This is a genomic window from Grylomicrobium aquisgranense, from assembly GCF_033971865.1.
Lineage (GTDB): Bacteria > Bacillota_I > Bacilli_A > Erysipelotrichales > Erysipelotrichaceae > Bulleidia > Bulleidia massiliensis.
This window is the reverse complement of sequence record NZ_JALBUR010000001.1, coordinates 38,269-63,609: the sequence shown is the minus strand read 5'-3', so window position 1 is coordinate 63,609 and position 25,341 is coordinate 38,269. Positions and strand designations below refer to the sequence as shown.

The 25,341-nt window shown below is 50.1% G+C and carries 19 protein-coding genes; 6 read left to right on the top strand and 13 right to left on the bottom strand.

Going from position 1 to position 25,341, the window contains the following annotated elements; all coding sequences use genetic code 11:
• Positions 1-29 precede the first annotated feature (29 nt).
• Both MOZ60_RS00300 and MOZ60_RS00295 read left to right on the top strand, forming a co-directional pair.
• Positions 30-815: a hypothetical protein gene (locus MOZ60_RS00300; RefSeq protein ID WP_370595233.1), complete on the top strand. Its 786-nt coding sequence runs from the start codon at positions 30-32 to the stop codon at positions 813-815.
• Between the two features lie 27 nt (positions 816-842).
• Entirely contained in the window at positions 843-1,322 is a 480-nt protein-coding gene (locus tag MOZ60_RS00295) for an S-ribosylhomocysteine lyase (protein WP_277008872.1), read from the top strand.
• Between the two features lie 80 nt (positions 1,323-1,402).
• Here MOZ60_RS00295 and lon read toward each other — a convergent pair whose 3' ends face one another.
• Positions 1,403-3,679, bottom strand: a complete 2,277-nt coding sequence (lon, locus tag MOZ60_RS00290) for an endopeptidase La (RefSeq protein WP_370595232.1) — start codon at positions 3,677-3,679, stop codon at positions 1,403-1,405.
• A gap of 145 nt (positions 3,680-3,824) precedes the next feature.
• On the opposite strand from lon, the gene MOZ60_RS00285 reads away from it, so the two are divergent.
• Positions 3,825-4,364: a TetR/AcrR family transcriptional regulator gene (locus MOZ60_RS00285; RefSeq protein WP_370595231.1), complete on the top strand. Its 540-nt coding sequence runs from the start codon at positions 3,825-3,827 to the stop codon at positions 4,362-4,364.
• Here the strand turns inward: MOZ60_RS00285 and MOZ60_RS00280 are convergent, their stop codons facing one another.
• The gene (locus MOZ60_RS00280; protein ID WP_277008865.1) at positions 4,365-5,528 is read right to left on the bottom strand and encodes a phosphoglycerate dehydrogenase; all 1,164 of its coding nucleotides are present in this window, start codon (positions 5,526-5,528) and stop codon (positions 4,365-4,367) included.
• A gap of 3 nt (positions 5,529-5,531) precedes the next feature.
• A complete protein-coding gene (serC, locus tag MOZ60_RS00275; RefSeq protein ID WP_445972103.1) occupies positions 5,532-6,620 on the bottom strand; it encodes a 3-phosphoserine/phosphohydroxythreonine transaminase in 1,089 nt (362 codons plus the stop codon).
• A gap of 223 nt (positions 6,621-6,843) precedes the next feature.
• Between serC and MOZ60_RS00270 the strand changes: the two genes are divergently transcribed.
• Positions 6,844-8,133: a C40 family peptidase gene (locus MOZ60_RS00270; protein WP_370595229.1), complete on the top strand. Its 1,290-nt coding sequence runs from the start codon at positions 6,844-6,846 to the stop codon at positions 8,131-8,133.
• A 249-nt stretch (positions 8,134-8,382) separates the two neighbouring features.
• Here MOZ60_RS00270 and MOZ60_RS00265 read toward each other — a convergent pair whose 3' ends face one another.
• Together MOZ60_RS00265 and gltB are read right to left on the bottom strand one after the other, a co-directional pair.
• Entirely contained in the window at positions 8,383-9,840 is a 1,458-nt protein-coding gene (locus tag MOZ60_RS00265) for a glutamate synthase subunit beta (protein ID WP_370595228.1), read from the bottom strand.
• A 5-nt stretch (positions 9,841-9,845) separates the two neighbouring features.
• Positions 9,846-14,339, bottom strand: a complete 4,494-nt coding sequence (gene gltB / locus MOZ60_RS00260) for a glutamate synthase large subunit (protein WP_370595227.1) — start codon at positions 14,337-14,339, stop codon at positions 9,846-9,848.
• Between the two features lie 117 nt (positions 14,340-14,456).
• Here gltB and MOZ60_RS00255 point away from each other — a divergent pair, with 117 nt between their 5' ends.
• Positions 14,457-15,398, top strand: coding sequence for a LysR family transcriptional regulator (locus tag MOZ60_RS00255; protein ID WP_370595226.1), 942 nt, complete (start codon positions 14,457-14,459; stop codon positions 15,396-15,398).
• Here the strand turns inward: MOZ60_RS00255 and MOZ60_RS00250 are convergent.
• Genes MOZ60_RS00250 through MOZ60_RS00225 form a run of 6 tightly spaced genes read right to left on the bottom strand, consistent with a single transcriptional unit; the run spans position 15,395 to position 21,558 of the window.
• Positions 15,395-16,414 (bottom strand): PfkB family carbohydrate kinase, encoded by a 1,020-nt coding sequence (locus MOZ60_RS00250; protein ID WP_370595225.1) that lies wholly within the window; start codon positions 16,412-16,414, stop codon positions 15,395-15,397. The genes MOZ60_RS00255 and MOZ60_RS00250 overlap by 4 nt on opposite strands.
• Before the next feature lie 20 nt (positions 16,415-16,434).
• The gene (locus MOZ60_RS00245; RefSeq protein WP_370595224.1) at positions 16,435-17,130 is read right to left on the bottom strand and encodes a response regulator transcription factor; all 696 of its coding nucleotides are present in this window, start codon (positions 17,128-17,130) and stop codon (positions 16,435-16,437) included.
• Complete coding sequence (locus MOZ60_RS00240) at positions 17,117-19,048, bottom strand: ATP-binding protein (RefSeq protein ID WP_370595223.1); 1,932 nt, start codon at positions 19,046-19,048, stop codon at positions 17,117-17,119. The genes MOZ60_RS00245 and MOZ60_RS00240 overlap by 14 nt, the downstream gene beginning before the upstream one ends.
• Positions 19,049-19,055: 7 nt before the next feature.
• A complete protein-coding gene (locus MOZ60_RS00235) occupies positions 19,056-19,547 on the bottom strand; it encodes a type 2 periplasmic-binding domain-containing protein (protein WP_108776084.1) in 492 nt (163 codons plus the stop codon).
• 21 nt (positions 19,548-19,568) lie between these two features.
• A complete protein-coding gene (locus tag MOZ60_RS00230; protein WP_277008844.1) occupies positions 19,569-20,219 on the bottom strand; it encodes a potassium channel family protein in 651 nt (216 codons plus the stop codon).
• Between the two features lies 1 nt (position 20,220).
• Positions 20,221-21,558 (bottom strand): TrkH family potassium uptake protein, encoded by a 1,338-nt coding sequence (locus MOZ60_RS00225; RefSeq protein ID WP_370595222.1) that lies wholly within the window; start codon positions 21,556-21,558, stop codon positions 20,221-20,223.
• 215 nt (positions 21,559-21,773) lie between these two features.
• On the opposite strand from MOZ60_RS00225, the gene MOZ60_RS00220 reads away from it, so the two are divergent.
• Positions 21,774-22,622 carry a Cof-type HAD-IIB family hydrolase gene (locus MOZ60_RS00220; protein WP_370595221.1) on the top strand — a complete coding sequence of 283 codons (849 nt, stop codon included), beginning with the start codon at positions 21,774-21,776 and terminating at the stop codon, positions 22,620-22,622.
• Between the two features lie 72 nt (positions 22,623-22,694).
• On the opposite strand, the gene MOZ60_RS00215 is transcribed toward MOZ60_RS00220, so the two are convergent.
• Both MOZ60_RS00215 and MOZ60_RS00210 read right to left on the bottom strand, forming a co-directional pair.
• The gene (locus MOZ60_RS00215; RefSeq protein WP_370595220.1) at positions 22,695-23,822 is read right to left on the bottom strand and encodes a 5-methyltetrahydropteroyltriglutamate--homocysteine S-methyltransferase; all 1,128 of its coding nucleotides are present in this window, start codon (positions 23,820-23,822) and stop codon (positions 22,695-22,697) included.
• 92 nt (positions 23,823-23,914) lie between these two features.
• Positions 23,915-25,291, bottom strand: coding sequence for a dicarboxylate/amino acid:cation symporter (locus MOZ60_RS00210; protein WP_277009659.1), 1,377 nt, complete (start codon positions 25,289-25,291; stop codon positions 23,915-23,917).
• Between the last annotated feature and the right edge of the window lie 50 nt (positions 25,292-25,341).

Genomic DNA, 25,341 nt, shown 5'->3' with positions numbered 1-25,341 from the left:
TAAAATGTATGCAAGCTGGAGGCATGGGTATGGATGAGCTGCGTGCATTGCAATGGTATGAAGGTGATGTAACAGGAAATGATCCGCTGTGGGCAGATTCCAAAGCCTATGTCACATTGAATGCCATCTTCTTTGATGGGATCGAAAATGAAATGATCAAGGCAAAAGAGAACAAGCATCTCAATCCTGCCCTGCTGTCAAGATGGCAGGAAGTCTTTGGACAGGACGGGGCATGTGCTGCTCTGATCTGTCTGATGCAGTCCCATCCTCTTTCCCGGCCATGCCATGTGCGCAGGGTAGAGCGTCTGTATGACTTTGTGCAGATTTCTCAGGCAGGTCATACCATCGCCTTTACTTCCACCTCAACGGCCAGACAGTTTCTGAAAGCCTATGGCGACAAGGATGGCATTGTGCTGCTGGAAGCAGATCTTCCAAAAGGCACATATGCCATTGACCTGTCGGCTGTTCTTCCCCATTATGCCAAAGCAGAAGAAGCAGAAATTCTGCTGGCACCCTGGCTTGGCGTCAAGATGGCTGAAAAGCAGATGGATGAAAATGAAAAAGGCATTCTCGACCGCAATGGCAATCCGCCCTCTGGTCTGTATCAGATGGAAGTTTCCAGGATCTCACTGCCACAGGATGAAGCGGTATCTGTGCAGGAAGAATTGATTGAACCATCAATCCGTGTGTATGATGCATTGAATAAAGGAAGAAAACCAGTGACATCAGAGATCAAAGCCTATGTACAGTTGAAGAAACAGCTGCGCAGCCAGTGTGCCAGAGCATGGAAAAAACTGCTGTCATCAGAAATGTAAATCATGAGATAAAGGAGAATACAGAATATGGAAAAGATTGCAAGTTTTACGATCAACCACCTGAAGCTGGAACCGGGAGTCTATGTATCCAGAAAAGATAAAGTCGGCAGTGAAGTGCTGACAACGTTTGATCTGCGGCTGACTGCCCCTAACAGAGAGCCTGTCATGAATACAGCTGAGGTGCATACGATTGAACATCTGGGTGCTACCTTTCTGCGCAATGATGCCAGATGGAAAGACCGGACGGTCTACTTTGGGCCGATGGGATGCCGGACAGGTTTCTATGTCATCTTTGCCGGTGATCTGGAATCAAAGGATATTGTGGATGTCATTACCCGCATGTTTTCGTTTATTGTTTCCTTTGAAGGTGAAATTCCTGGTGCAAAGCCGGCTGAGTGCGGCAACTATCTGGATCAGAATCTTGCCAGTGCAAAATGGTGGGCAAAGCGGTATCTGGAAAAGACACTGCAGAATATTGATGATGCCCATATGGTATATCCACAGTAATCATGCATACAGAAAAAAGGCCTCCGTGGACAGAGAAGATTCTTCTGCTCTGTCCGGGAGGTCTTTTTGTGTTTTGTAAGTTATGCAATGATGCCGGTATACTTCAGAACATCTTCCACGGTGTCAACCGGGACAATCTTCAATGCGTCTCTGGCTTCCTGTGGTACATCTTTGAGATCATCGACGTTATCCTTCGGGATCAGAACGGTCTTGACGCCCGCTCTGGCAGCGGCCATGAGTTTTTCAGGCAGACCGCCGATTTCCATGACTTTGCCGCGCAGCGATACCTCACCAGTCATGCCAATGGAAGGATCTACCGGATGGCCGGTGACAAGGGATGCCAGTGCCGTCGTCAGTGTGACACCCGCAGAAGGTCCGTCTTTCTTGACTGCACCTTCCGGCACATGGATATGAATGTCATGATTGGCAAACACATCTGCTTTGTCCGGGAATCTGTGTCTGACCAAAGACATGGCGATGGAAACAGATTCTTTCATGACATCGCCCAGTTGGCCGGTGACTGTCACCTTGCCGGTTCCCTTCATCATCAGTGATTCAATGAACAGGATTTCACCGCCAGCTGCTGTCCAGGCAAGCCCTGTCACAATACCGGGCTGATCATTCTTCAGAACACGATCATGGTGAATGGGTCTGGCATCAAGATACGCTTTGAGATTATCCTGATTGATCACAAGCGTATCTTTGCGGCCATTGGCAATTTCAACAGCGCAGCTGCGGCATAACGTATCCAGTACTTTCTTGAGGCCGCGGACACCGCCTTCCATCGTATAGGAAGCGATCATTGTCCGGATGGCATCATCCGTCACCTCAAGATCCTTGTCCTTGATGCCCATGGCAGACATAGCCTTTGGCAGCAGATGCTTTCTGGCAATCTGGAACTTGTCGGATGCCGTATAGCCATTGAACTGGATGACTTCCATACGGTTCAGCAGCGGTTCCGGGATGTTGTCGATGCTGTTGGCTGTGCAGATGAAGAAGACATGACTCAGATCATATGGCACGTTCATGTAGTGATCTGTAAAGGTGGCGTTCTGTTCCGGATCCAGCACTTCCAGCAGTGCACTGGCTGGATCACCATTGTAGGAAGCACCAAGTTTGTCTACTTCATCCAATACCATCACAGGATTGCTGGCACCGCTCTTCTGGATCCCGTCCATGATGCGGCCTGGCATTGCCCCGATGTAGGTTCTTCTGTGACCGCGGATATCTGCCTCATCCCGCACACCGCCAAGCGATACACGTACATATTTGCGGTGCAGTGCTCGTGCAATCGATGCAGCAATGGATGTCTTGCCGGTGCCAGGTGCACCAACAAACAGCAGGATCGAACCGGACTGGGAATGTTTCAGATTCATCACAGCAATCTGCTGGATAATTCTCTTCTTCACCTTCTCAAGGCCGAAATGATCTTCATCGAGAACTTTCTGTGCCTCTGACAGAGAAATCTTTTTCGCAGAAGGCGTCTTCCAGTTCAGAGATGTGACAAAATCCAGGTATTCATAGATATTGCCGTACTCTGGTGAATTCTTACCCTCCTGCTTGAGTCTGTTCAGCATCTTGTCTGCTTCTTCACGGGCCGTCGGGTTCATGCCGGACTCTTCGATTTTCTTCTGGAAACGGGCAGCATCAGATACATTTTCCGGATGCATCTTATCAAGCTCATTCTGCAGATATTCCATCTGTTTCTTGATCGCCTGCTCTTTATACGCCTGCTCATATTCCTGGGCAGTGGCAGTCTGGGCATCCGCATTTACGCGGGCAACTTCCAGATAGCTGTACAGGATTTCTTCATAACGGCGGTTGCGTGCTTTGCGGCTGTCCTCTGCCAGCAGTGCATACTTTTCTTCCGGTTTCAGCGGCAGCCACATGCCAAGAGCCGCAATGATCTCGCCTTCATTGGTCCACTGATCCACAAAGCCATCCACAAACTTGCCCCACTGGAAGTGTGACATGTAGTCTTTGACAAGTTTTTTCAGATTGACCAGGTGCTCTGCCTCTTCCTGAGGATCCAGGTCTTCGATATCAGCACGGCGTGAGATATTGGCCATCAGTGTATGGTCTGCCCGGACCGTAATGTTTTCGATATTGACGCGCTGGTCAGTATGAACAACGATGAAGCCGGACATGTTCTCTTCCTGAATGTAGCCGGTGACACCGATCGGGTAGAAGCTGTCTTCGGTGTACTGGGTACGCGGAATGTTTTCACGGGCGATGACAAAGATGATCTTTTCGCCTGCGGACAGATGGCTGCCGGCGGCGGCCTGGAAACTGTCTGACGGGAAGAACAGATTGGCATCTGGCAGTACAAGCTGGTTGTATACAGGAACGATTAACATAAGCCTCCTTTCGCACTCTTACCAATAGAGTGCTAACTCATTTGTAAAATAAATGGGGATAATCCCCGAACACTGACATCTGTCAATGTACTAATAGGATGACACTATGTTGGACACTTGTCAAGTTTTATGATACATTTCTGGTATGTATAACGGAAACAATAAAACAGCATGTCATTCCCAGCAGGCAATTGCGGATGCTCTGTTTGATCTGCTTGCACAGGAGCGTTATGAAAAGATCTCCGTTACGGAGATCTGTACGAAGGCAAATGTGTCCAGGCAGACATTCTATTCCCTGTTTTCCTCCAAGGAGAATGTGATTGCCTATCAGCTTGGCAGAGATGAACAGTATGTGCCATCCCGCTGTCAGGACCATTTCTTTAAAAATGTATGTCTGGATTACAGCCGCTATATCATGCAGGAGAGGGAAATGCTTGCGATCCTGTATGAGAATCGCCTGCTGGGACTGGTCCAGAACATGCAGATGCGGCATTTCCTGGACTGTCCTGATTTTCTGCCCGATCATGATGGCTTATACCGTCAGTATGCCGCATCGTATATTGCCAGCGGTCTGCTGGGCATTGTGCGGATTTATCTGGAAAATGAGGACAGTCTGAATGAAGAAGAGCTTGCGGCTGTCATTACAGATCTGCTCAGCGGTGCCTATCTTCCTTCTGCTTCCTGATCAGAGTACGCGCACACGGATGACGCCATCCAGAGCATTCAGTTCCTGGATGGCTTTTTCAGGGACATCCGTATTGACATCAAAGACGGAATACGCATAGCTGCCTCTGGACTTGTTGGTCATGTTTTCAATGTTGATGCCGTCACGTGCAAACAGCGGCATCATGTTTGCCAGCATGCCGGGCAGGTTGCGGTGGATGATGCAGATGCGGGATGCACCGCTGCGTTCCAGCTGCACATCCGGCAGATTGACAGAATTGCGGATATTGCCATTGGTCAGATAGTCGTCCATTTCCTTGGCTGCCATGCGGGCACAGTTGGACTCTGATTCAAATGTCGTGCCGCCCAGATGCGGTGTCAGTACGGTATTCTTTGTTTCAATCAGCCGTTTGGTCGGAAAATCTGCCACATATCTGGCAACCTTGCCATCATTCAATCCTTTGATCATAGCATCTTCATTGACGACTTCCCCACGGGCATAGTTGATGATCCGCACACCATTTTTCATCAGGGCAATGGCTTTGTCATCAATCATATTTCTGGTTTCATCGGTCAAAGGGGTATGAATCGTGATGTAATCACTGTAGCGGAAGATATCGCGCAGATCAGAGACGCGGAAAACGTGGCGGGAAATGGCCCAGGCGGCATCCGCACTCAGGTATGGATCATAGGCATATACCTTCATGTTGCAGGCAAGGGCAATATTGGCAACTCTGGATCCAACGTTGCCGGCTCCGATGACGCCAAGCGTCTTGCCGGCAAACTCCGGTCCGGCATACTGTTTCTTGACCTTTTCCATGCGCTGCTCTATCGGTCCCTGAGAACCGTCGTATGTTTTAACCCATTCCATAGCCGGCAGGATTTCACGGGATGCCATAGCCAGGGCAAACAGGAAGAGCTCCTTGACACCGTTGGCATTGCCGCCGGGTGTATTGAAGACAACGATGCCCTTTTCAGCACATTCATCCAGCGGAATGGTATTGACACCAATACCTGCCCTGCCGATGCACAGCAGATTCTTTTCAAACGGATACTTGTGAAGGTCCGAAGCACGCACAAACAATGCGTCCGGATGTTCCACCGTTTCAGACAATTCATAGCGGTCATCAGTCAGAATGGTCCTGGCGCTGGGCGAAATATTATTCAATAGTTTAACTTTGTACATGTCTTATCCTTTCCTGTTCTCACTTGCAAACTGTTCAATCCACTGGCACAGTGCTTTGACGCCATCCAGATCCATGGCATTGTAAATGGAAGCACGCATGCCGCCAAGCAGACGGTGTCCCTTCACATTCATCAGACCATATTCTGCTGCGCCCTGAATAAAGCGGGCATCCAGATCAGCATCACCGGTTGAGAATGTCACATTCATGCGGGAACGGCTCTCCTTTTCAGCATACAGATGAAACAGCGGATACTGCTCCAGGGTGCCATAGAGAAGATTTGCCTTTTCCTGGTTTCTTCTGCCGATTTCTTCCATGCCGCCCTGGTCTTTGAGCCAGTCCATGACCAGACCGAGCATATAGATCTGCCAGCATGGCGGCGTGTTGTACATACTGTCATGGGCAATCTCACGCGGATAGGAATACATGACCGGAGTAAGCCTGTCAGGTTCTTTGGCAAGATCTTTGCGCACAATGACCAGCGTCACGCCAGCCGGAGCAAGATTCTTCTGTGCACCGGCATAGATCAATCCGAATTGTGAAACATCCACGGGACGGGACGCAATGTCACTGGACATATCTGCCACAATGGGAACACCATTGGTCTCTGGTACATAGTGCCATTCGGTGCCATAGATTGTGTTATTGGCACAATAATGGAAATAGGACGCATCCGGATGGATGTCCAGTTCTTTCTGCTGAGGAATATGGCGGTATTCATTTCCACTGCCATCATAGGAAACATGCATCTGGCCATAGCGGTTTCCTTCTTCATAAGCAAGTTTTGCAAAGTGGCCCGTCACCGCATAATCTGCCTGACGGTTTTCTTTGAGCAGGTTGAGTGGAATCATCGTGAACTGACTGGATGCGCCGCCTGCCAGAAACAGAACAGCATAGTCATCCGGAATGTTCATGACATCCCTGACTCCCTGTTCGGTATGATCCATGATCTTTGAAAAAGCAGCAGAACGATGGCTCATTTCCATCACAGACATGCCGGTACCTTCATAGTCCAGCAGTTCTTTCTGTGCTCTTTCCAATACGGGCAGCGGCAGCTGGGACGGTCCAGCCGCAAAGTTGAATACACGGTGCATAGTCATCTCCTGATCCCCCTTATGGGCCATTTTAGTACAAAAGGCAAAGACTGCGGAAATAAATTTCGCAAGCTTACAGAAAATGTATGACATGATTGTAAATTTTGCCCGTATTTTTCATCTGATAAATTCGGATGCACTTTCATACGATCTTCACGCTTCTTTGTTATAATGGGTCCTGCACGATGTATCATGCGTTCAATTATGATGAAAGGAGCTACGAATGAAATTTAAGCGATATGGCGCCCTTCTCGCCGCTGCCGCTGTTACTGCCTGCCTGTTTCCAGTGCAGGCAAAGGCAGATGAGGATTATTCCGATATCAATTACTGGACTACAAAGTGTTCCAATGTTTCTTCTTTGACCAGTGATGAAACAAATGCATGCCAGGCATTCCTGCAGTATGCTGCTACGCAGTCTTCTACATTGAAGGATCAGCTGCTTGCCATTGATGCACAGCGTTCTGATGTACAGACAAATATTGATGATTATCAGGCTAAGATTGCGGATTATCAGAGTCAGATTGATACACTGAGCTCACAGATTTCAGATCTGAATGCACAGATTGATGATCTGAATGATCAGATTGCAGATCAGCAGGATAAGGTTGCGGATCTGCGTGCCAAGGTCAATACACAGATTGAAAATTCACAGTCGACAATGCGCCTTTCCAAGTATGTGGATATTCTGATGGGAGCCAAGACCTTCGGAGACTTCCTGAAGATTGCGGCAGGTCTGACTGACCTGACTGAGCATAATCACAGTACGCTTGTTTCACTGAATGATGCCATTGATCAGCTGACTGCTTCCCAGCAGGAGCTGTCCAGCAAGCAGACTGAGCTGCAGACTGCGCAGGATGATATCCTTGCCAAGCAGTATGAAGCGCAGCTGACCGAACAGGATTATGAGAACCAGAAAGCAAATCTGGAGAATCAGTCCAATGATGCATTGACACTGATCTCTTCCCTGCAGGATGCATCGGATACAATTACGGAAGCACAGAGGGAAGAACAGGAAAGACAGATTGCCGAGCAGCAGGCAAAGGCTGAGGCCGAGGCGGCTGCAGCCGCAGCTGCCCAGGCTGCCCAGCAAGCTGCCAATAATTCTGGCGGATCCGGCAATTACGGCAGCAGTTCTTCTACAAATGGTTCCCAATCCAGTGATGCTGCCATCGACGGCTATGCGGTTGTTGCCTATGCCAGACAGTTCCTTGGCCTGCCATATGTATGGGGCGGCAATGGTCCGAACTACTTTGACTGCTCTGGTTTGACCAAGTATGTCTATGCCCACTTTGGCATCGTCCTTGGCCGTACATCTTATGTACAGGAAACTGCTGGCTATGCAGTCTCCTATGCCGATGCACAGCCGGGTGATCTGATCACATGGACAGGACACTGCGGCATCTATGCCGGCAACGGTATGGTCATCAATGCCATGAATCCAAGCATGGGCATCAGAGAATGTCCGATCGGCTGGATTACCAATGGCAACATGATCATTCACCGTCTGTGGTAATTGCATCTAGAAAGAACGTACTCCCTGGGGCAGAGATATCTGCTGCAGGGAGTTTTTTTCTGGGTCTGAAGAGCAACATATCACAGTTGTGAATACGCAGATGATTTCTAAATGATAAAAATAATATACTGTCAAATGAAGCAGACTTTTTGGAAATCATGTCAGCGTTCTTTGGCACGATAAAAAGCAGTTCATGTCAGAAGAGAATTCTCTGCGGACATAAACTGCTTTTTCTTTTCATTGCTTTGATTACAGATTCGTATAACCCATCAGATCTTCATCCACTTCTCTGGCACAGGCTCTTCCTTCTTCAATTGCCCAGACAACCAGTGACTGGCCGCGGTGCATATCACCAGCAGAGAACAGATGGTCTTTAATGCGGTAACTGTCTTTTTCTGTGACCGCTCTGCCGCGGTTGAGTTCCAGATTGAATGCCTTGGATGTGTAGGCTTCACAGCCAAGGAAGCCGGCCGCAATGATCAGCAGCTCACATGGCAGCACCTGTTCACTGCCCTCTTCCTGCACCATCTTTCCATTTTCAAAGTGAACTTTGACTGTGTGCACAGCCTTGAGTTTTCCTTTTTCTGTCTCAATGGCAGCAACCGTTGTCTGATAGATGCGCGGATCATGTCCAAAGACGGCAATGGCTTCCTCCTGCCCATAATCTGTCTTGAGAACACGGGGCCACTCAGGCCATGGATTGTCCTTTGCCCTCTTCTCAGGCGGGCATGGCATCATTTCCAGCTGGGTCACACTGGCACAGTTCTGGCGCAGGCAGGTTGCCACACAGTCATTGCCGGTATCACCGCCGCCGACAATGACCACATGCTTTCCTTCCGCTGAGACAGCACCTTCAGCCTTCTTCTCTGCCAGTACTGCCTTGGTTGCGTTCTTCAGGAAGTCAACGGCAAACAGAATACCTTCTGCTTTTTCACTGCCTTCCAGCTTCAAAGAGCGTGCCTGCTTGGCACCACAGCAGAGAATAACAGCATCAAAGTCTTTCTGCAGATCAGCTGCACTGATGGTTCTGCCAACATCACTGTTGGTATGGAAGATGACACCTTCCTTTTCCATGAGTTCAATGCGTCTTGCGACAACCTTTTTATCCAGTTTCATATTAGGAATGCCATACATCAGCAATCCGCCCGGTTTGTCATCCCGTTCAAACACTTCCACGTGGTGGCCGCGCTGGTTCAGTCTGTCTGCAGCAGCCAGACCGGAAGGACCGGATCCGACGACAGCCACTGCGCGGCCGGAGCGCACCTGTGGAATGCGCGGCTGCATCAAGCCAAGTGCAAAACCATCTGCAATCACAGCATATTCATTGTCTCTGATCGACACTGGTTCTCCATTGACGCCGCACAGGCATGCCTTTTCACAAAGTGCCGGGCATACTCTGGAAGTGAACTCCGGGAATGGGTTTGTCTTGATCAGTCTGGCCAAAGCATGGGCAGGATTGCCGCGGTAGATTTCATCATTCCATTCCGGAATGAGATTGTGCAGCGGGCAGCCGGTTGTCATGCCATGCAGGAAAAGTGAGGACTGACAGAACGGTACGCCGCAGTTCATGCAGCGGGCACCCTGCAGGCGGCGCTGCTCCTTTGTCAGCGGCTGGTGAAATTCCTGATAGTTTTTGATTCTGCGCAAAGGATCTTCAATACCGTTTTCTCTGCGCTGATACAGCAGAAATCCATTGTCTTTTCCCATCTTCATCAACCTTCTTTCTGCATTGCATAGAACGCTTCCAGCACCGCATTCTCATGTTTGATACCCTGTTCTTCATAGCGTCCTGTCACGGCCATCATCTTCTGATAGTCAATCGGGACAATCTTCTTGAACTGAGGAACCCAGCTTTCAAAGTGATCCAGAATCATGCGGCCATGTGCAGATCCTGTTTCTCTGACATAATCTTCCAGGATCTGCCGCAGCTCCTGGATATCGTACTTGTCTGTGACTTCATTCAGCCGCACCATTTCCTTGTTCAGGTTCTGATACAGATCATGGTCACGGTCCAGGACATAGGCGATGCCGCCGGACATGCCGGCCGCAAAGTTCTTGCCGACTTTGCCAAGGATGACTGCACGGCCGCCGGTCATGTACTCCAGGCCATGGTCGCCGCATCCTTCTGCTACGGCTGTTGCGCCGGAGTTTCTGACACAGAAACGCTCACCGGCAACGCCGGCAAAATATGCCTTTCCGGATGTTGCGCCATACAGGGCAACATTGCCGATGATGATATTGACTGCCGGATCAAAGCTGATGTTTTCAGGCGGTACAACAACGATCTTGCCGCCGGAGAGTCCTTTGCCGACATGGTCATTGGCATCACCTGTCAGCCGCAGAGTCAGTCCTTTTGGAATAAAGGCGCCAAAGGACTGTCCGCCCCCGCCCGTGCAGTTGACAACATAAGTATCATCTTTCAGGCTGTCGCCAAACTTTTCAGTAATCACAGAGCCAAGGATCGTGCCGGTTGCACGGTTGACACTGGATACTTCAATGCTTTCGGCATGCGGCTTTTTCTGCTTGAATGCCTTCTCGAATGCTGGCAGAAGCACTGCTTCATCAACAGTGTTTTCCAGATGGAAATCATAGACATCATGCGCATCATAGTGACGCTCTTTTGCACTTGCATAGGAAGGATCCGGCAGCCAGCCCGCCTGCTCTCTGCCTGCATCCGCAAAGGCGAGGCAGTCACTGCGGCCGACCATTTCATCAACTGTCTTGAAGCCAAGCTTTGCCATTTCTTCACGCAGCTGCTGCGCGATGAATTCCATATAATGGATGACATCTTCCGGTCTGCTGCGGAAACAGCTGCGCAGCTTTGTATTCTGGGTAGCAATACCGAATGGACAGGTATCCTTGGCACAGACCCGCATCATTGTGCAGCCCATAGCGACCAGCGGTCCGGTCGCAAAGCCGAATTCCTCTGCACCAAGCAGTGCAGCTACGGCAACATCCCGGCCGCTCATCAGCTTACCGTCTGTCTCCAGACGTACTCTTGTACGCAGCCCGTTGTCAATCAGAGCCTCCTGTGCTTCGGCAATGCCAAGTTCCCATGGCATGCCGGCATGATGGATGGAAGACCATGGAGCAGCACCAGTGCCGCCGTCAAAGCCGGAGATCAGGATAACCTGGGCACCTGCCTTGGCAACACCGCAGGCAACCGTGCCAACGCCTGCCTCAGAGACAAGCTTGACGGAAATACGTGCTTTGCGGTTGGCATTCTTGAGATCGAAGATCAGCTGGGCAAGATCCTCAATGGAATAGATATCATGATGCGGCGGCGGTGAAATCAGGGAAACGCCTGGCGTCGCAAATCTGGTCTTTGCGACCCATGGGTAGACTTTTCTGCCTGGCAGATTGCCGCCTTCACCTGGTTTTGCGCCCTGTGCCATCTTGATCTGAATTTCATTGGCACTGTTGAGATAGGCAGAGGTAACACCGAATCTTCCGGAAGCAACCTGCTTGATGGCAGAGTTGCGGATTGTCCCGAAACGTTCTGGATCCTCTCCTCCTTCACCAGTATTGGATCTGCCGCCGATGGTGTTCATGGCGATGGCCATGCACTCATGTGCTTCCTTAGAGATGGAGCCAAAGGACATGGCACCGGTCTTGAAGCGTTTGACAATGGACGATACCGGTTCCACTTCTTCCAGCTTGACCGGCTTACGTTTTGGCACCAGGACAAGCTCATCACGCAGACGGTGGGGCTTTTTCTTCTCCAGCAGATCTGTATAGGCACAGAAGGTCTCATAGCTGTTCTCCCTGACTGCCTTCTGCAGTGTCACAATGACATCCGGTGAATACAGATGGTCATAGGCACGCTCATTGGAACGCAGGCGGTGGTAGCCGATCGCATCCAGCGTTGTATCAACGCCCAGGCCAAGGGGATCAAAGGCATGGTCATGACGGGCAAGCACATCGGCTTCAATCTCATCCAGACCGACACCGCCGACCCGGCAGGAGATGCCCGGGAAGTAAGTGTGTACAACATCTTCGCTCAGGCCGATGGCTTCAAAAATCTTGGCAGACTGGTAGGACTGCAGAACCGAGATTCCCATCTTGGCTGCTGTTTTGACGATACCTGCAAGCAGTGCATTGTCATAGTCCTGCAGGGCGGTGTGATAATCTTTATCCAGCAAGTGCTTGTCAATCAGTTCCGTGACGCATTCATGAGCCAGGTATGGATTGATGGCTCTGGCGCCAAAGCCAAGGATGGCCGCACACTGATGCACGTCACGCGGCCCGCCGGATTCCAGGATCAGCGACACCTTGGTGCGCTTCTTAGTGGTGACCAGGTGTGTTTCGACCGCAGATACAGCCAGCAATGATGGAATCGGAACATGGTTTTCATCGACGCCGCGGTCACTGAGAATCAGGATGTTGGCACCATTGTTATAGGCACGGTCACACGATACACAAAGTGCATCCAGTGCTTTCTTTAATGATGTGTGCTTGTAGTACAGCAAAGAGATATCGGCGGTCTGAAAGCCGGGACGGTGCAGTGTTCTGATCTGCATCATCTGCACTTCACTCAGAATCGGCTGGGTGATTTCCAATACACGGCAGTTTTCTGCCTCATCATGGAGCAGATTGCCATCGGAACCGATATATACAGTGGTATCTGTCACAACCTTCTCACGCAGACAGTCAATCGGCGGATTGGTGACCTGGGCAAACTGCTGCTGGATATAATTGAACAAAGATTCCGGCTTGTCAGAGAGAACTGCCAGCGGGATATCATGGCCCATGGACATGGTTGGCTCATTGCCATTGGCAGCCATCGGCAGGATCTGTTCCTTGACATCCTCATAGGAATAGCCGAAGACTTTATACAGGCGGTCACGCTCTTCCTGCGGGTACATCTCTACTTTATGATTCGGAATTCTGAGATCATGCAGGTGCAGCAGGTTGAGGTCAATCCACTCGCCATAGGGCTTGCGGCTGGCATAATACTGTTTCAGCTCTGCATCTGAAATGACCTTCTTTTTCTTTGTGTCTACCAGCAGCATCTTTCCTGGCATCAGTCTGGACTTGGTAACAATATGGGCTGGATTGAGATCCAGTACACCAACTTCGGACGCAAGAATCACCCTGCCGTCATCCGTAATGTAATAGCGTGCAGGCCGCAGGCCATTGCGGTCCAATGTAGCACCAACCAGGTCGCCATCTGAGAACAATACTGCTGCCGGACCATCCCACGGCTCCATCATCGTGGCATAGTAATGATAGAAATCACGTTTCTGCGGGTCCATGTTTTTCTGGTTTTTCCATGGCTCCGGCACCATTAGCATCATGGCCAGAGGCAGATCCATGCCGGCATAGTAAAGGAATTCCAGCGTGTTGTCGACCATGGCAGAATCACTGCCGCCGGCATTGATGACCGGATAAATCTTGTCAAGATCATTTGCCAGCAGATCAGAGGACATCGTCTCTTCTCTGGCCAGCATGCGGTCAACGTTGCCGCGGATCGTGTTGATCTCACCATTATGGGCGATCATACGGTATGGATGGGCACGCTGCCAGCTTGGCCGTGTATTGGTAGAAAAACGGGAATGCACAATGGCAATTGCGGTCTCATACAGGCTGCTCTGCAGATCCGGATAGAACTGGCGCAGCTGATTCACCAGGAACATGCCCTTGTAAACAATCGTGCGGGATGACAAAGAGCATACGTAGGTATCTTCTGAGCCCTGCTCAAATTCACGTCTGGTGATATACAGCAGGCGGTCAAAAGCGATGCCTCTTTCCACCTCTTTTGGCCTTTCCAGGAATACCTGGCGGATGCGGGGCATGCAGCTGCGGGCTGCTTCACCAAGAATTTCCGGACATACCGGCACACTCCGCCAGCCCAGTACCTTCAGGCCGTTTTTGCGGGCAATGACCGCAAACATTCTCTCCGCAAAGGTTGCCTTGAGCTGGTCAGCCGGCAGGAAGAACATGCCGATGCCGTAATCTCCTCTTTCCTTCAGATGGATTTCTTCCTTTGCACAGGCATCCGCAAAGAAACGGTGGCTGATCTGCATCAGAATACCGACACCATCACCAACCTTTCCGCTGGCATCACGGCCAGCTCTGTGATCCAGTTTCTCTACAATCTTCAAGGCATCATCCAGCACGGCATGGTCCTGATGACCGTCAATATTGACGATTGTGCCAATACCGCAGGCATCATGTTCCCAGCCTGTTTCATACAGTTTGTCCATATGCATCTCTCCTTCCTGGATTTTCTTTGAAACAAGCGTACGGCGGATGTACTATAATTACAAATATATAGAATTCATGAATCTCATAACCAGAAGTTATAAGACGGAGGATGCAGAATGAAAAACGATTATCTCTATGTCATGGCACTGTGTCAGAAGCGCAGTTTTTCCAAAGCAGCAAAGAGTCTGTATATCTCCCAGCCTGCTTTATCCAAGGCGATCTCTTCACTGGAAAAAGAGCTTGGTGCTGTCCTGTTTGACCGCAGTACCAATGATCTGCAGCCAACCGAGGCCTGCCTGTTCTATCTGCAGTGTGCCAAACAGATTGCGGATACGGAAAACAGCATTCATGACTATTTCAATTCCCTGCGCAATCTGGAAGCAGGAACACTTTCCATCGGCACCACGTCGTTTTACTGCTGCTATTCCCTGCCCCGCAGCCTGCAGCCTTTTTCCCGTCTGCATCCCGGTCTGCAGATTAATCTGATTGAGCAGACTTCCAACCAGCAGCTGCTTGCAATGTTAAAAAACGGGACGCTGGATCTTGCCCTGAGCGTTAATCCGCATGGCTTTGAGGCCTTCCAGCGGCAGTTCTTTGAGAAGGAATATCTGATCCTCAGTGTACCGGCCTCATGGCCCATTAACAGCACACTGCAGGATGCGGTATTAAGCTATGAAGATATCATGAATGGCAGCCACCGCCAGAAAGACTGTCCTTCGGTTTCGCTTTCTGCCTTTGGGGATCTGCCCTATATTTCCCTGCGCCACGATTCTGAACTGTATGGCAGAGTGATGGGGATGTTTGGACGTCTTGGAAGCCATCCGCATATCCAGATGTATGCCGACCAGATGCCGACAACGTATTTTCTGTCTCTGTATGGCTATGGCTATGCTTTGATTCGTGACAACACACTCAAGACGGTGCCAAAGCCAGAAAAAAGCCAGGTGGTCTTCTATCGGATCGATGACCCCCTGGCTGTGCGTGATGTATATTTCTATTTCCGGCCGCTGGCATATCAGTCAGCAGCTCTGAGAGCATATCTGTCTTTTCTGCATTAACGGACCATGCCGTCCTGTCCGCCCTTCTGTACACAGGCAAGTACTTCTGCCTCTGACAACAGCGGCAGATCACCTGGTATGGAATGCTTGAGGGCAGCGGCCGCAGCACCGAATTCCACCGTTTTCTGCAGATCATCAAAGTGAAGCAGGCCGTGGATCAGGCCGCCTGTAAAGGTATCGCCGCAGCCGATCTTTTCTACCACCGGCACAATGTTGTACTGATGGGACAGATAGGTCCTGCCATCTTTGAGGATCACTGCCTGCACGCTTTGATCGCTCAGGCCATGAGCGCCCTGACGCCATGCGGAGGCTGCCACATCAAAGTGGAAGTGCTGCCGCATCGCTTCCAGCACCTGGATCTCATGCATATCCACATTCTCATCTGCCCCGGTCACATCATAGGAGAAGTTCAGGCAGTTGACGGCATCTGCCTCATTAGCAATCACGACATCCACATACTGCATCAAAGGAATCATGATGCTTGCAGCTTTTTGAGGCGTCCACAGACGGCTGCGGTAGTTCAGATCACAGGATATCTTCAGGCCATTGCGCTTTGCGGCCTGGCAGGCCTTCTCCGTCAGGGCAGCAGCCTTGTCGGAAACAGCAGGTGTGATGCCGGACCAGTGGAACCAGTCTTTTCCTTTCATGATGGCATCAAAGTCAAAGTCAGAAAGATCTGCCTGGGCAATGGCGGATCCAGCCCGGTCATAGACAACCTGGGATGGGCGGCTGCCGCAGGCTTCTTCTTCAAAATACAGGCCGAGACGGCTGCCGCCATGTACGATATCGTCGGTATGAACACCTGTTTTCTTCAAAGCTGCTTCCGCTGCATCACCAATTGGATTGGCTGGCAGCTTTGTCACAAACCAGGCATCTTCACCAAAGCAGGCAAGTGCAGCCGCCGCATTGGCTTCTGAGCCGCCGAAGTTGGCACCATAGTCGTCTGCCTGCACAAACCGCCTGTGATCATGCGGCGTCAGCCGCATCATGATTTCTCCCAACGTTACAATCTTCATCTGTCTCCTTCTTTCCAACCTTATTCTACTCTTGTCATGCTGTATCCAATGCCAATATGCGTCTGAATATACGGTTCACTGAGATCCGGATCATTCAGTTTCTTGCGCAAAGATGCCATGTATACACGCAGAGAAATGATATCGGTATCGACACCGGTACCCCAGATATGACGAATGATATAGGCATGGGTTAGCACCTTGCCGACATTCTTGCTCAAAAGAACAAGCAGCTTGTATTCAATCGGTGTCAGATGAACCGGACTTCCATGCAGGGTGACGCTGGCAGCCGCATAGTCAATGCGCAGTGCACCGTCTGCGAATACACTTTCCTCATGTGTGTTAGGCACATAGTTCAGCCTTCTCTGGGTAGTCCGGATTCTGGCAAGCAGTTCCTCCACAGAAAACGGCTTGGTCAGATAGTCATCGGCACCGGCATCCAGAGCAGCGATCTTATCCGCATCTTCACCTCTGGCACTGATGACGATGATCGGCATCTGTGACCAGGAGCGGATGCTGGCAATGACATCCATGCCATCAATATCCGGCAGGCCCAGATCCAGAAGCACAAGATCCGGCTGGCTGCTGGCAGCCATGGATATTGCCTCTTTGCCATTGTGTGCCATCAGATATGTATAGTCATGCACTTTCAGCGTGGTCGCAATCAGGTTCATGACCGGCTGATCATCTTCTACAATCAAGATTTTAAACGAGTTCATCTGTAAGCTCCTTTACATGAAGAGAAAAACTGAAACATGCCCCGTGAGGTACATTATCGCTATAGACAAGCTGCTGGCCATGGGCACGCATAATTGACTGGCAAAGGTTCAGTCCCAGGCCCAGACTGCGCTGGGAGTCCGCAATCTTGTGATGGCCGGTATAGAAGCGCTCAAAAAGATGCGGCTGATCTTCTTTGGCAACACCAGGGCCATTGTCTTTGACACGCACCCAGAGCAGGCCATGGTCGCGCTCTGTTTCAATGGTAATATCCGATCCCTTCTGGGAATATTTGACGGCATTGTTTACGAGGTTGATGATAACCTGCGAAATCAGATGCACATCCATTTCTGCCATTGTGAAGTCTGTATCCCGCACGACCTTGAGATGGTGCTCTTTGATGTGACGGTCCACATGCTTCAATGATTCATCAATCACATCCTGTACGACTTCTACTGAAGGATGCAGGCAGCTGCCCTCTTCCAGCCGCGTCACGGAAAGCATATTTTCAACAAGCTCAATCAGCCACATGGAATCATCATAAATATCTGTATAGATTCCCTGTTTCTGCTGTTCACTCAGAATATCTGCATGATGGACAAGGTTGCTGGCATTGCCGGAGATGGATGTCAGCGGGGTGCGCAGATCATGGGAAACGGAACGCAGCAGATTGGCACGGAAACGTTCATTTTCTGCTACAATTTCCATTTTCTCTCGTTTCCTGTTATTTTCATTGTTTTCCAGTGACAGTCCGCATTCGCCGATCAAGGACAGCAGGATGTTTTTTTCAAACTCCGTAAATGGCCGTCCCTGCATACGGATGCCAATGACGCCATACATCTGCTCCGATACCCGTACAGCAAGATACTGACATTCATATTGCGGGAATTTGGATGTAAAAGCACCCGAACGGTGGTTGTTGGCAAGTGTCCAGTTGGCGGCATCACTTTCATCCGGCAGTACTTCTTCCTGCTGGGAAGCTGGAAAATACAGCGGCTTTGCCAGCTTGCCGTCCTGAACAGGATAAAAGATCACGGAGCGTCCCATGAGCTGGACAAGCTGATTGGATGTGATCCGGATGATATCAGAAGCATCCACGGCATGCTGGAGAAGCTCGGACGCATCCAGCAGTACCTGTGACTGATCCGCACTTTCCATGGCAACCCGCGTGCTCTGTTTCAGTCTGGCTGCAACTGTGGAAGTAATTAAAGCCGCAATGATACTGACAGCATAGGTCACAATGTAATATGGATCATAGACCATCAGCGTAAAGCGCGGCTCAATAAACAGATAGTTAAACAGGAAGACAAACAGCAGTGCACTGGCTACGCCGTAGATTCTTTCGGCAGTGACAACGGAAGTGACAAGAACTGCCAGCAGATAGATCGTGATGATATTGTCGTTGGAATATTTTGAATGAAAGAAGAATGCACAGATGATCGTAGCGATGCCCATGATGGCAGCCATCTTGCCGGTTTCAGCAAGGGAAAGACGGATATGGCTGGACTGGTGGAGATGGGATGGTTTCAGAATGACTTCGGCATCCGGAATCACATGGATATCCGTATGCGGCAGTGCCTTCATCAGCCGTGCATATGGCGGTTTATGAAAGCGGGATGGGCCTGACTTGCCGATGTAAACATCTGTGACATGATTGACGACGGCAAAGTCGGCAATGGAAGAAATGATATCGCTGCCCTGGATCTGTGTTACCTGGGCACCAGCATGTTCTGCTGCAACAATGTTAGCGGCCTGGCCTGGATTTTCCTCATTGGGATGGCGCAGTACGCAAATCGCAGTAAAGCGGCAGTGATAGACTTCTGCCGCTGATGATGCTGCCCGGATCACGCTCAGACTGCTGGGTGATGATGACAGGCAGACAAGTATATGACGTTCTTTGCTGGATTTCTCTGCAAGCATGACTCTATTATACAGCGAGCTTATGCGCTGCAGGAACGATACCGGCTTTTTCTACCACCTGCACAAGCGGTGAGCGGTAGATGATGCGGAAGGAACGGACCTGATTGGACAGCGGTTCCAGGCGGACATCGCTGCCGGCAATGGTAATCGGCTCGCCGCTGCTTTCTGTATACATGACATCATAATCGCCAAGCTGCGGCATATCGGCTGTGCTGGAGACAATTGCCACATCGATCGTGCGATCCTCAAGGGCATTTGCAATTTCACCAGCTGTACCGGTAAACATGATGACTTCTGTATTCTCAGAAAATTCCTTGGAGATACGGGAAGCAATACCATAGTAGCTTGGATTATCAATGGCAATGCGGTATGTATGGCGCGGCTCCATATAGCGGGTCACCGGCACTTCCGTATTTGCCTTTGACACCATCTTGAAAATCTTCTCAATCAGAAAGTACAGCAGAAGTGCACATGCACTGAATAATACCAATCCAATCATAATCTCCACCTTTTCCTTTTCTTACAGTTTCAGGATCTTCTGCATATCATCCTGTTTGCCAAGGATCAGCATTGTCTGCCCTGCCTGCAGGACAGTATCGTAGGCAATATTCATATCAATCTTTTCCTGCGGTCTGCGGATGCCAAGAATATTGACGCCATATTTCTTGCGGACATCAAGCTCGCCGATCTTGCGGCCGTCCCAGCTGTCCGGTACCCTGACTTCAAACACGGCATAGCCATCCATCAGTTCAAAGAAGTTTTCGATATTATCGGAACTGTACCGGATGGCTGTCCAGGTGCCCAGCTGGCGTTCTGGGAACACCACGTAATCGGCTCCATTGCGCAAAAGGAATTTCTCCTGGGATGCCATGGTTGCCCGGGACACTACCTTTTTGGCACCATAATCTTTCAGCAGCGATGTTGTCTCCAGGGAACTCAGGAAATCATCGCCAATGGCAACAATGCACAGATCATAGTTTGGTACACCAAGGCTGGCAATGAAGTCCTTGTCTGTACCATCCCCAATGACCGCATTGGTCACATAGTTCAGCACTTTGGAAACACGTTCTTCATCTTTATCTACTGCCATCACCTGATGGCCAAGATCATACAGTTTGCTTGCCGTATAACGGCCGAATCTGCCAAGACCAATCAACAAAACATTTTTCATATCAACCCACCATCAACCTTTCACAAGGCAAAGTGCCTTTTTTCTTTGGCTTTCTGGTCACTGTGGCATATGCCATCGTCAGTGCCCCTACCCGGCCAAAATACATAAATGCAATCAAAATCAGATGCGACCACACATGCAGTGTCGGTGTGATGCCGGTTGTCAGACCAACCGTGCCAAGTGCGGATGCACACTCGAACATGCACTTCATGATCCCAATATTTTCTGTTGCGGACAGGATCATGGATCCGATCAGAAACAGCAGCAGATATGTGCCGCACAGCGCAGCGGCATCATGGATGACGCTGGTATCAATGCCGCGCTTGAACATTGTCACCTGATCATGTCTGCGCAATGCACCGGCCACAAACACAAGCAGCACGGCTGCCGTTGTGACTTTCATGCCGCCGGCAGTAGAACCAGGTGCGCCGCCGATCAGCATCAAGATCGTCGTGATCATTAAGCCAGTATCACTCATCTTGCTGTAATCCGCTGTATTAAAGCCGGCAGTACGCGGTGTCACACTCTGGAACAGTGCCAGCAGGATGCGGCTGCCAATTGATCCATCCCTGTATTCCACGAAGAAGAAATACAGGAACGGGATCAGGATCAGACACAGTGTGGTGACAAGTATCACCTTTGTCTGCAGGTGCATGCGGCGGAAATGGATGCCGTTATGGACAATGTCTGACCAGGTCAGGAAACCAAGGCCGCCGACAATGATCAGTGCCATGATCGTGATGCAGATGACAGAGTTGTCACTGTAGCTGGTCAGCGAAGAATATGGTTGGCGCACACCCATCAGATCAAATCCAGCATTGCAGAATGCAGATACAGAATGGAATACCGCATAGCCGATGCCGCGCATCACGCCAAAGTCTCTGATGAAGACCGGGCTCATCATGGCAGCACCGATCAGCTCAATGCTAAGTGTGCTTCTGACGATGAACTTGGTCAGTCTGACAATACCGCCGATGCTTGGTGCAGAGATAGAACTCTGCATCAGGCTGCGCTGCATCAGACCGATCCGGCGTCCTGACATGATCGCCAGCGTAACGGCGATGGTCACAACGCCAAGACCGCCGATCTGAATCAGACACAGAATAACGATACGGCCAAACAGCGACCAGTACGTTGCGGTATCATGGACGATCAGGCCGGTGACACAGACTGCTGAAGTCGATGTGAACAGAGAATCGATATAGGGTGTCCAGACATGCTGGATGCTGGATACCGGCAGGCAGAGAAGAAAGCTGCCGATCAGAATCACAATGGCAAAGCCGGCAAGAATCACCTGGAAGGTGGAGAAATGTTCCAGCCTTTCACGCAGTTGTTTCATACAATCCCCCCTCTTTGCACTTGTATTATCGTCTGGATGGAATTAAGACGGGATTAATGATCATACTGACGGCATTAAGATTGCGTTAAGACGTTGAAAAGAGTTGGATTTAACATTACAGAAGCGTCTAAGTGTCCATGCTTTTCCCGCAAAGCAATGGAAAAATGTTATGATTGATGGCAGTTGATAAAGTTAAAAAGAGGTGGATTGAGAGTATGATTAACAATATCAAGGCACTGGCAGCAGACATTGATATGACCCTGACTGCCAAGGGCGGTGATCTTCCGGAAGTTACTATTGAAGCATTTCAGATTCTCCACAAGCATGGTGTAAAGCTTGGCCTGGCAACAGGAAGAGAAATTGATGAAAAGCTGAAAAACACCGGTAGAAACTGGGGACTTGGCTTTGAGTTTGATTATATTGTCGGCATGAATGGCGGCATGGTATTTGACCGCCTGCAGAACAAGAGTTGGCAGACAGATTATCTCAGCATCGATGAGATGAAGGCCATCCTGCACTGGATGCTGCCGCTGGTTGACGAGTACAAGATTGCCGTCAATGCGGAAGGCGGCGGCAATCACAATGCCATGTACATCGGCGGTGAGCTGATGGAATCTGCCCAGCGCCACGGCTTCCACTTCATTGATAAGACCGATGATATTGATGGCTTCTGTGAAAAGCCGACATTCAAGTTCCTGTTCCGTGCTGAACCTGCCTATGACCATCTCATCCGCAGCCGCTTTCTGGAAAAGTTTGGTGATAATTATCAGATCTTCGGCACCTATCCAGGAACGGTGGAGATCATGCACAAGGGTATTGATAAAGGCAAAGGCCTGCAGCGCTATGTCAGCTGGAACAATTTCGACATGGGTGAAATCATTGCCTTTGGCGACAATGAGAATGATGATGCCATGCTGAAGGATGCCGGCTGGGGTGTCTGCTTAAAGAATGGCTCCGATGGCACCAAGGCATGTGCGGATGCAGTGACGGAATATGACTGTGAAGACGGCGGTGTCGGTCACTATATGTTCGATCATTACATCAAGGAAAAAGGCTGGAAGTAAAAGAAAAAAAACGATCTGTTGCACAGCGGTCAATTGATACAGACCACTGTGACAGATCGTTTTATTTTGTCTTCAGGCGTCCTTCCAGACATCCTCAGCAATCTTTTTCACCAGGGCAAGCTTGTCCCACTCCTGCTGTTCAGAAAGCTTGTTGCCAATCTCACAGGACGCAAAGCCGCACTGTGGAGACAGGCACAGACGGTCCAGATCAATGAAGGCTGAGGCCTGGCGGATTCTGCGCTTGATCAGATCCGGATCTTCCAGTTCACCGGACTTTGTAGTGATCAGGCCAAGCACGACCTTTTTATCTTTCGGCACCTGACGCAATGGCTCAAAACCGCCTGCTCTTTCGGTATCATATTCCAGATAGAAGGCATTGACATTCTCACGGGCAAACAGGAAGGCTGCGATGCTGTCATAGCCTCCGGTGGCAGCATATGTGGAATGGAAGTTGCCGCGGCATACATGAGTATTGATGGTCAGGTCCTCTGGTGCTCTGGCAATGACAGCATTATTAATATCCAGATAGCGCTCCTTGATTTCTTCAATGCCTGCATCATCCGTATCAAAGAACTGATAACGTCTTGGATCTGCCAGCAGTCCCCATGAACAGTCATCCAGCTGCAGATTGCGGCAGCCTTCTTTGTACAGATCTCCAATGAATGCAGCATATGCTTCCACGATATCATGGATCAGATCTTTCTCATCCGGATAAACACGGCTTGTTGTTTCCTTTGCAAAAGGCATATCAAACTGTTCCAGAAACTGTGCCGGTGCCGGAATGGTCAGCTTGGCTGCTGTATTTTCATCAGTACGCTCATCCACAAAACGGAAATGATCCAGAAATGGATGATGTCCCTTGTAAGCAATCTTCCCCGTTACCCAGGTATCATCAATCATAGCTGCCTCGCCGGCAAAAGGAAGACCGGTCTTGGTTGGCGCATGCGTGATGCCGTCAAACCCCCACATGAAGTCAAGATGCCATGCCGAACGGCGGAATTCACCATCCGTCAAAATGTGGAATCCTGCTTTCTTTTCTTTGGCAATCAGATCCTCAATTGCTTTGTTTTCTACTTCTGTCAGCTGTTCTTCACTGATCTGCCCTTTTGCTTTCTGTTCTCTGGCTTCCTTGAGATATGCCGGTCTTAGAAAACTGCCGACAAAATCGTACCGCCATGGTGCCCGAATCGTATTTGTCATATAAAAATGCCTCATCTTTCTCAGCCATTGTAGCGAAGTGTTGATGAGGCATCTAATATGATTATTCTGTTTTCAGCAATAGCTTTTTCCTATTACTTCGGCTCATGTGTCTGGGCAGCAGGCATCTCTTCTGTATCCATCAGAGATCCTGTATCCAGGCAATTTTCATTCTTGGCTACTGCCATTGCGCAGGCTGTATCACTGACGACATTCAGTGATGTAACCAGCATTTCAATCGGTCTGTTGATTGCCAGGATGAGGGAGTATGTCATCAGCGCCATGTCGTTGTTGATGCCGACACCGGAGAGGATGGTGAACAGGATCACGGCACCAGCACCCGGGGCAGCCGGTGTGCCGACGCTTGCAACAATGGCCAACAGGCCGATCAGAATCAGAGTCGGCATCGTGATGTGGTAGCCGCTGACACCGGCGATGAACAGTGTGGCAATAACCTGCATGATCGCGGTGCCGTCCATATTGACGGTCATGCCAAGCGGCAGTACGAAGCTTGCGATTTCAGACGGTACGCCAAGCTCTTCCGTGGCTGTCTTCATGTTCAGCGGCAGTGTTGCGGCTGAGGAAGATGTGGAGAAGCCAAACAGTGCAACCTTGGCAATGCGTTTCTGGAAGACTGATGCTTTGACGCCGGTTGTGATGCGTACAAACAGTCCGTAGCCAAACAGCAGCACAATCAGCAGGAGCGCGACGGTGAGCAGGACATAGGCCATAGCCGGTTTGAGGTAGGAAATGCCGTAGGATGCGCATGTTCTGGAAATCAGGCAGAAGATGGCAACCGGACCGAGGCGGTTCACGATGAAGGTCAGTACAACTGTGATGATGTCACTGACTTCTTCACAGAGCTTGGGCAGTGCTGTGACTTTGTCACGCAGCTTGTTGACGGCAAGGCCGCACATGACGGCTACTACAACGATGGCAAGCACGCCGCCGTTATTGGTGAAGGCAGATGCGAGGTTGTTCGGCACAGCGTTGATGATGATCATCAGCGGGTTAGCAGCCTCTGTACCCTGCGTACTGTCAATAGCCGCTGCGGCGCTCTGGTTGAACAGGCCGGCATTGTATGCCCCCATGCCGACTGTGGACGCAAGCAGAATGGCAATGACAGTTGTTAACAGGAAGTAGCCAATGGTACGGCGGGAGATGCGGCCAAGCTTGCTGGCATCCTTGATGCGGATCATGGCCAGCACGATGCTTGTGAATACCATCGGTACGATGACCAGCTGCAGTGATCTGACAAACAACTGTCCAATGATGTAGAACAGGCCAATGGCATGTTCGTTGCCTTCTGCTGAAATATCCGCAAACAGAACTTTGTTCAAAACATTCCAGATGGCTTCGTGGCCATTTCCCTTCAGTGTTTCACGCAGGGCAATCATCGCAATGCCGAAGAGCAGGCCGGCTGCCAGGGCAGCCATCATACGTTTCGTAAGCTTCTCAGTTCCCTTTTTCATTTTCCTTCTGTCTCCTTACCGGAAGAAAAAACAGCTGACATGTCAGAGAG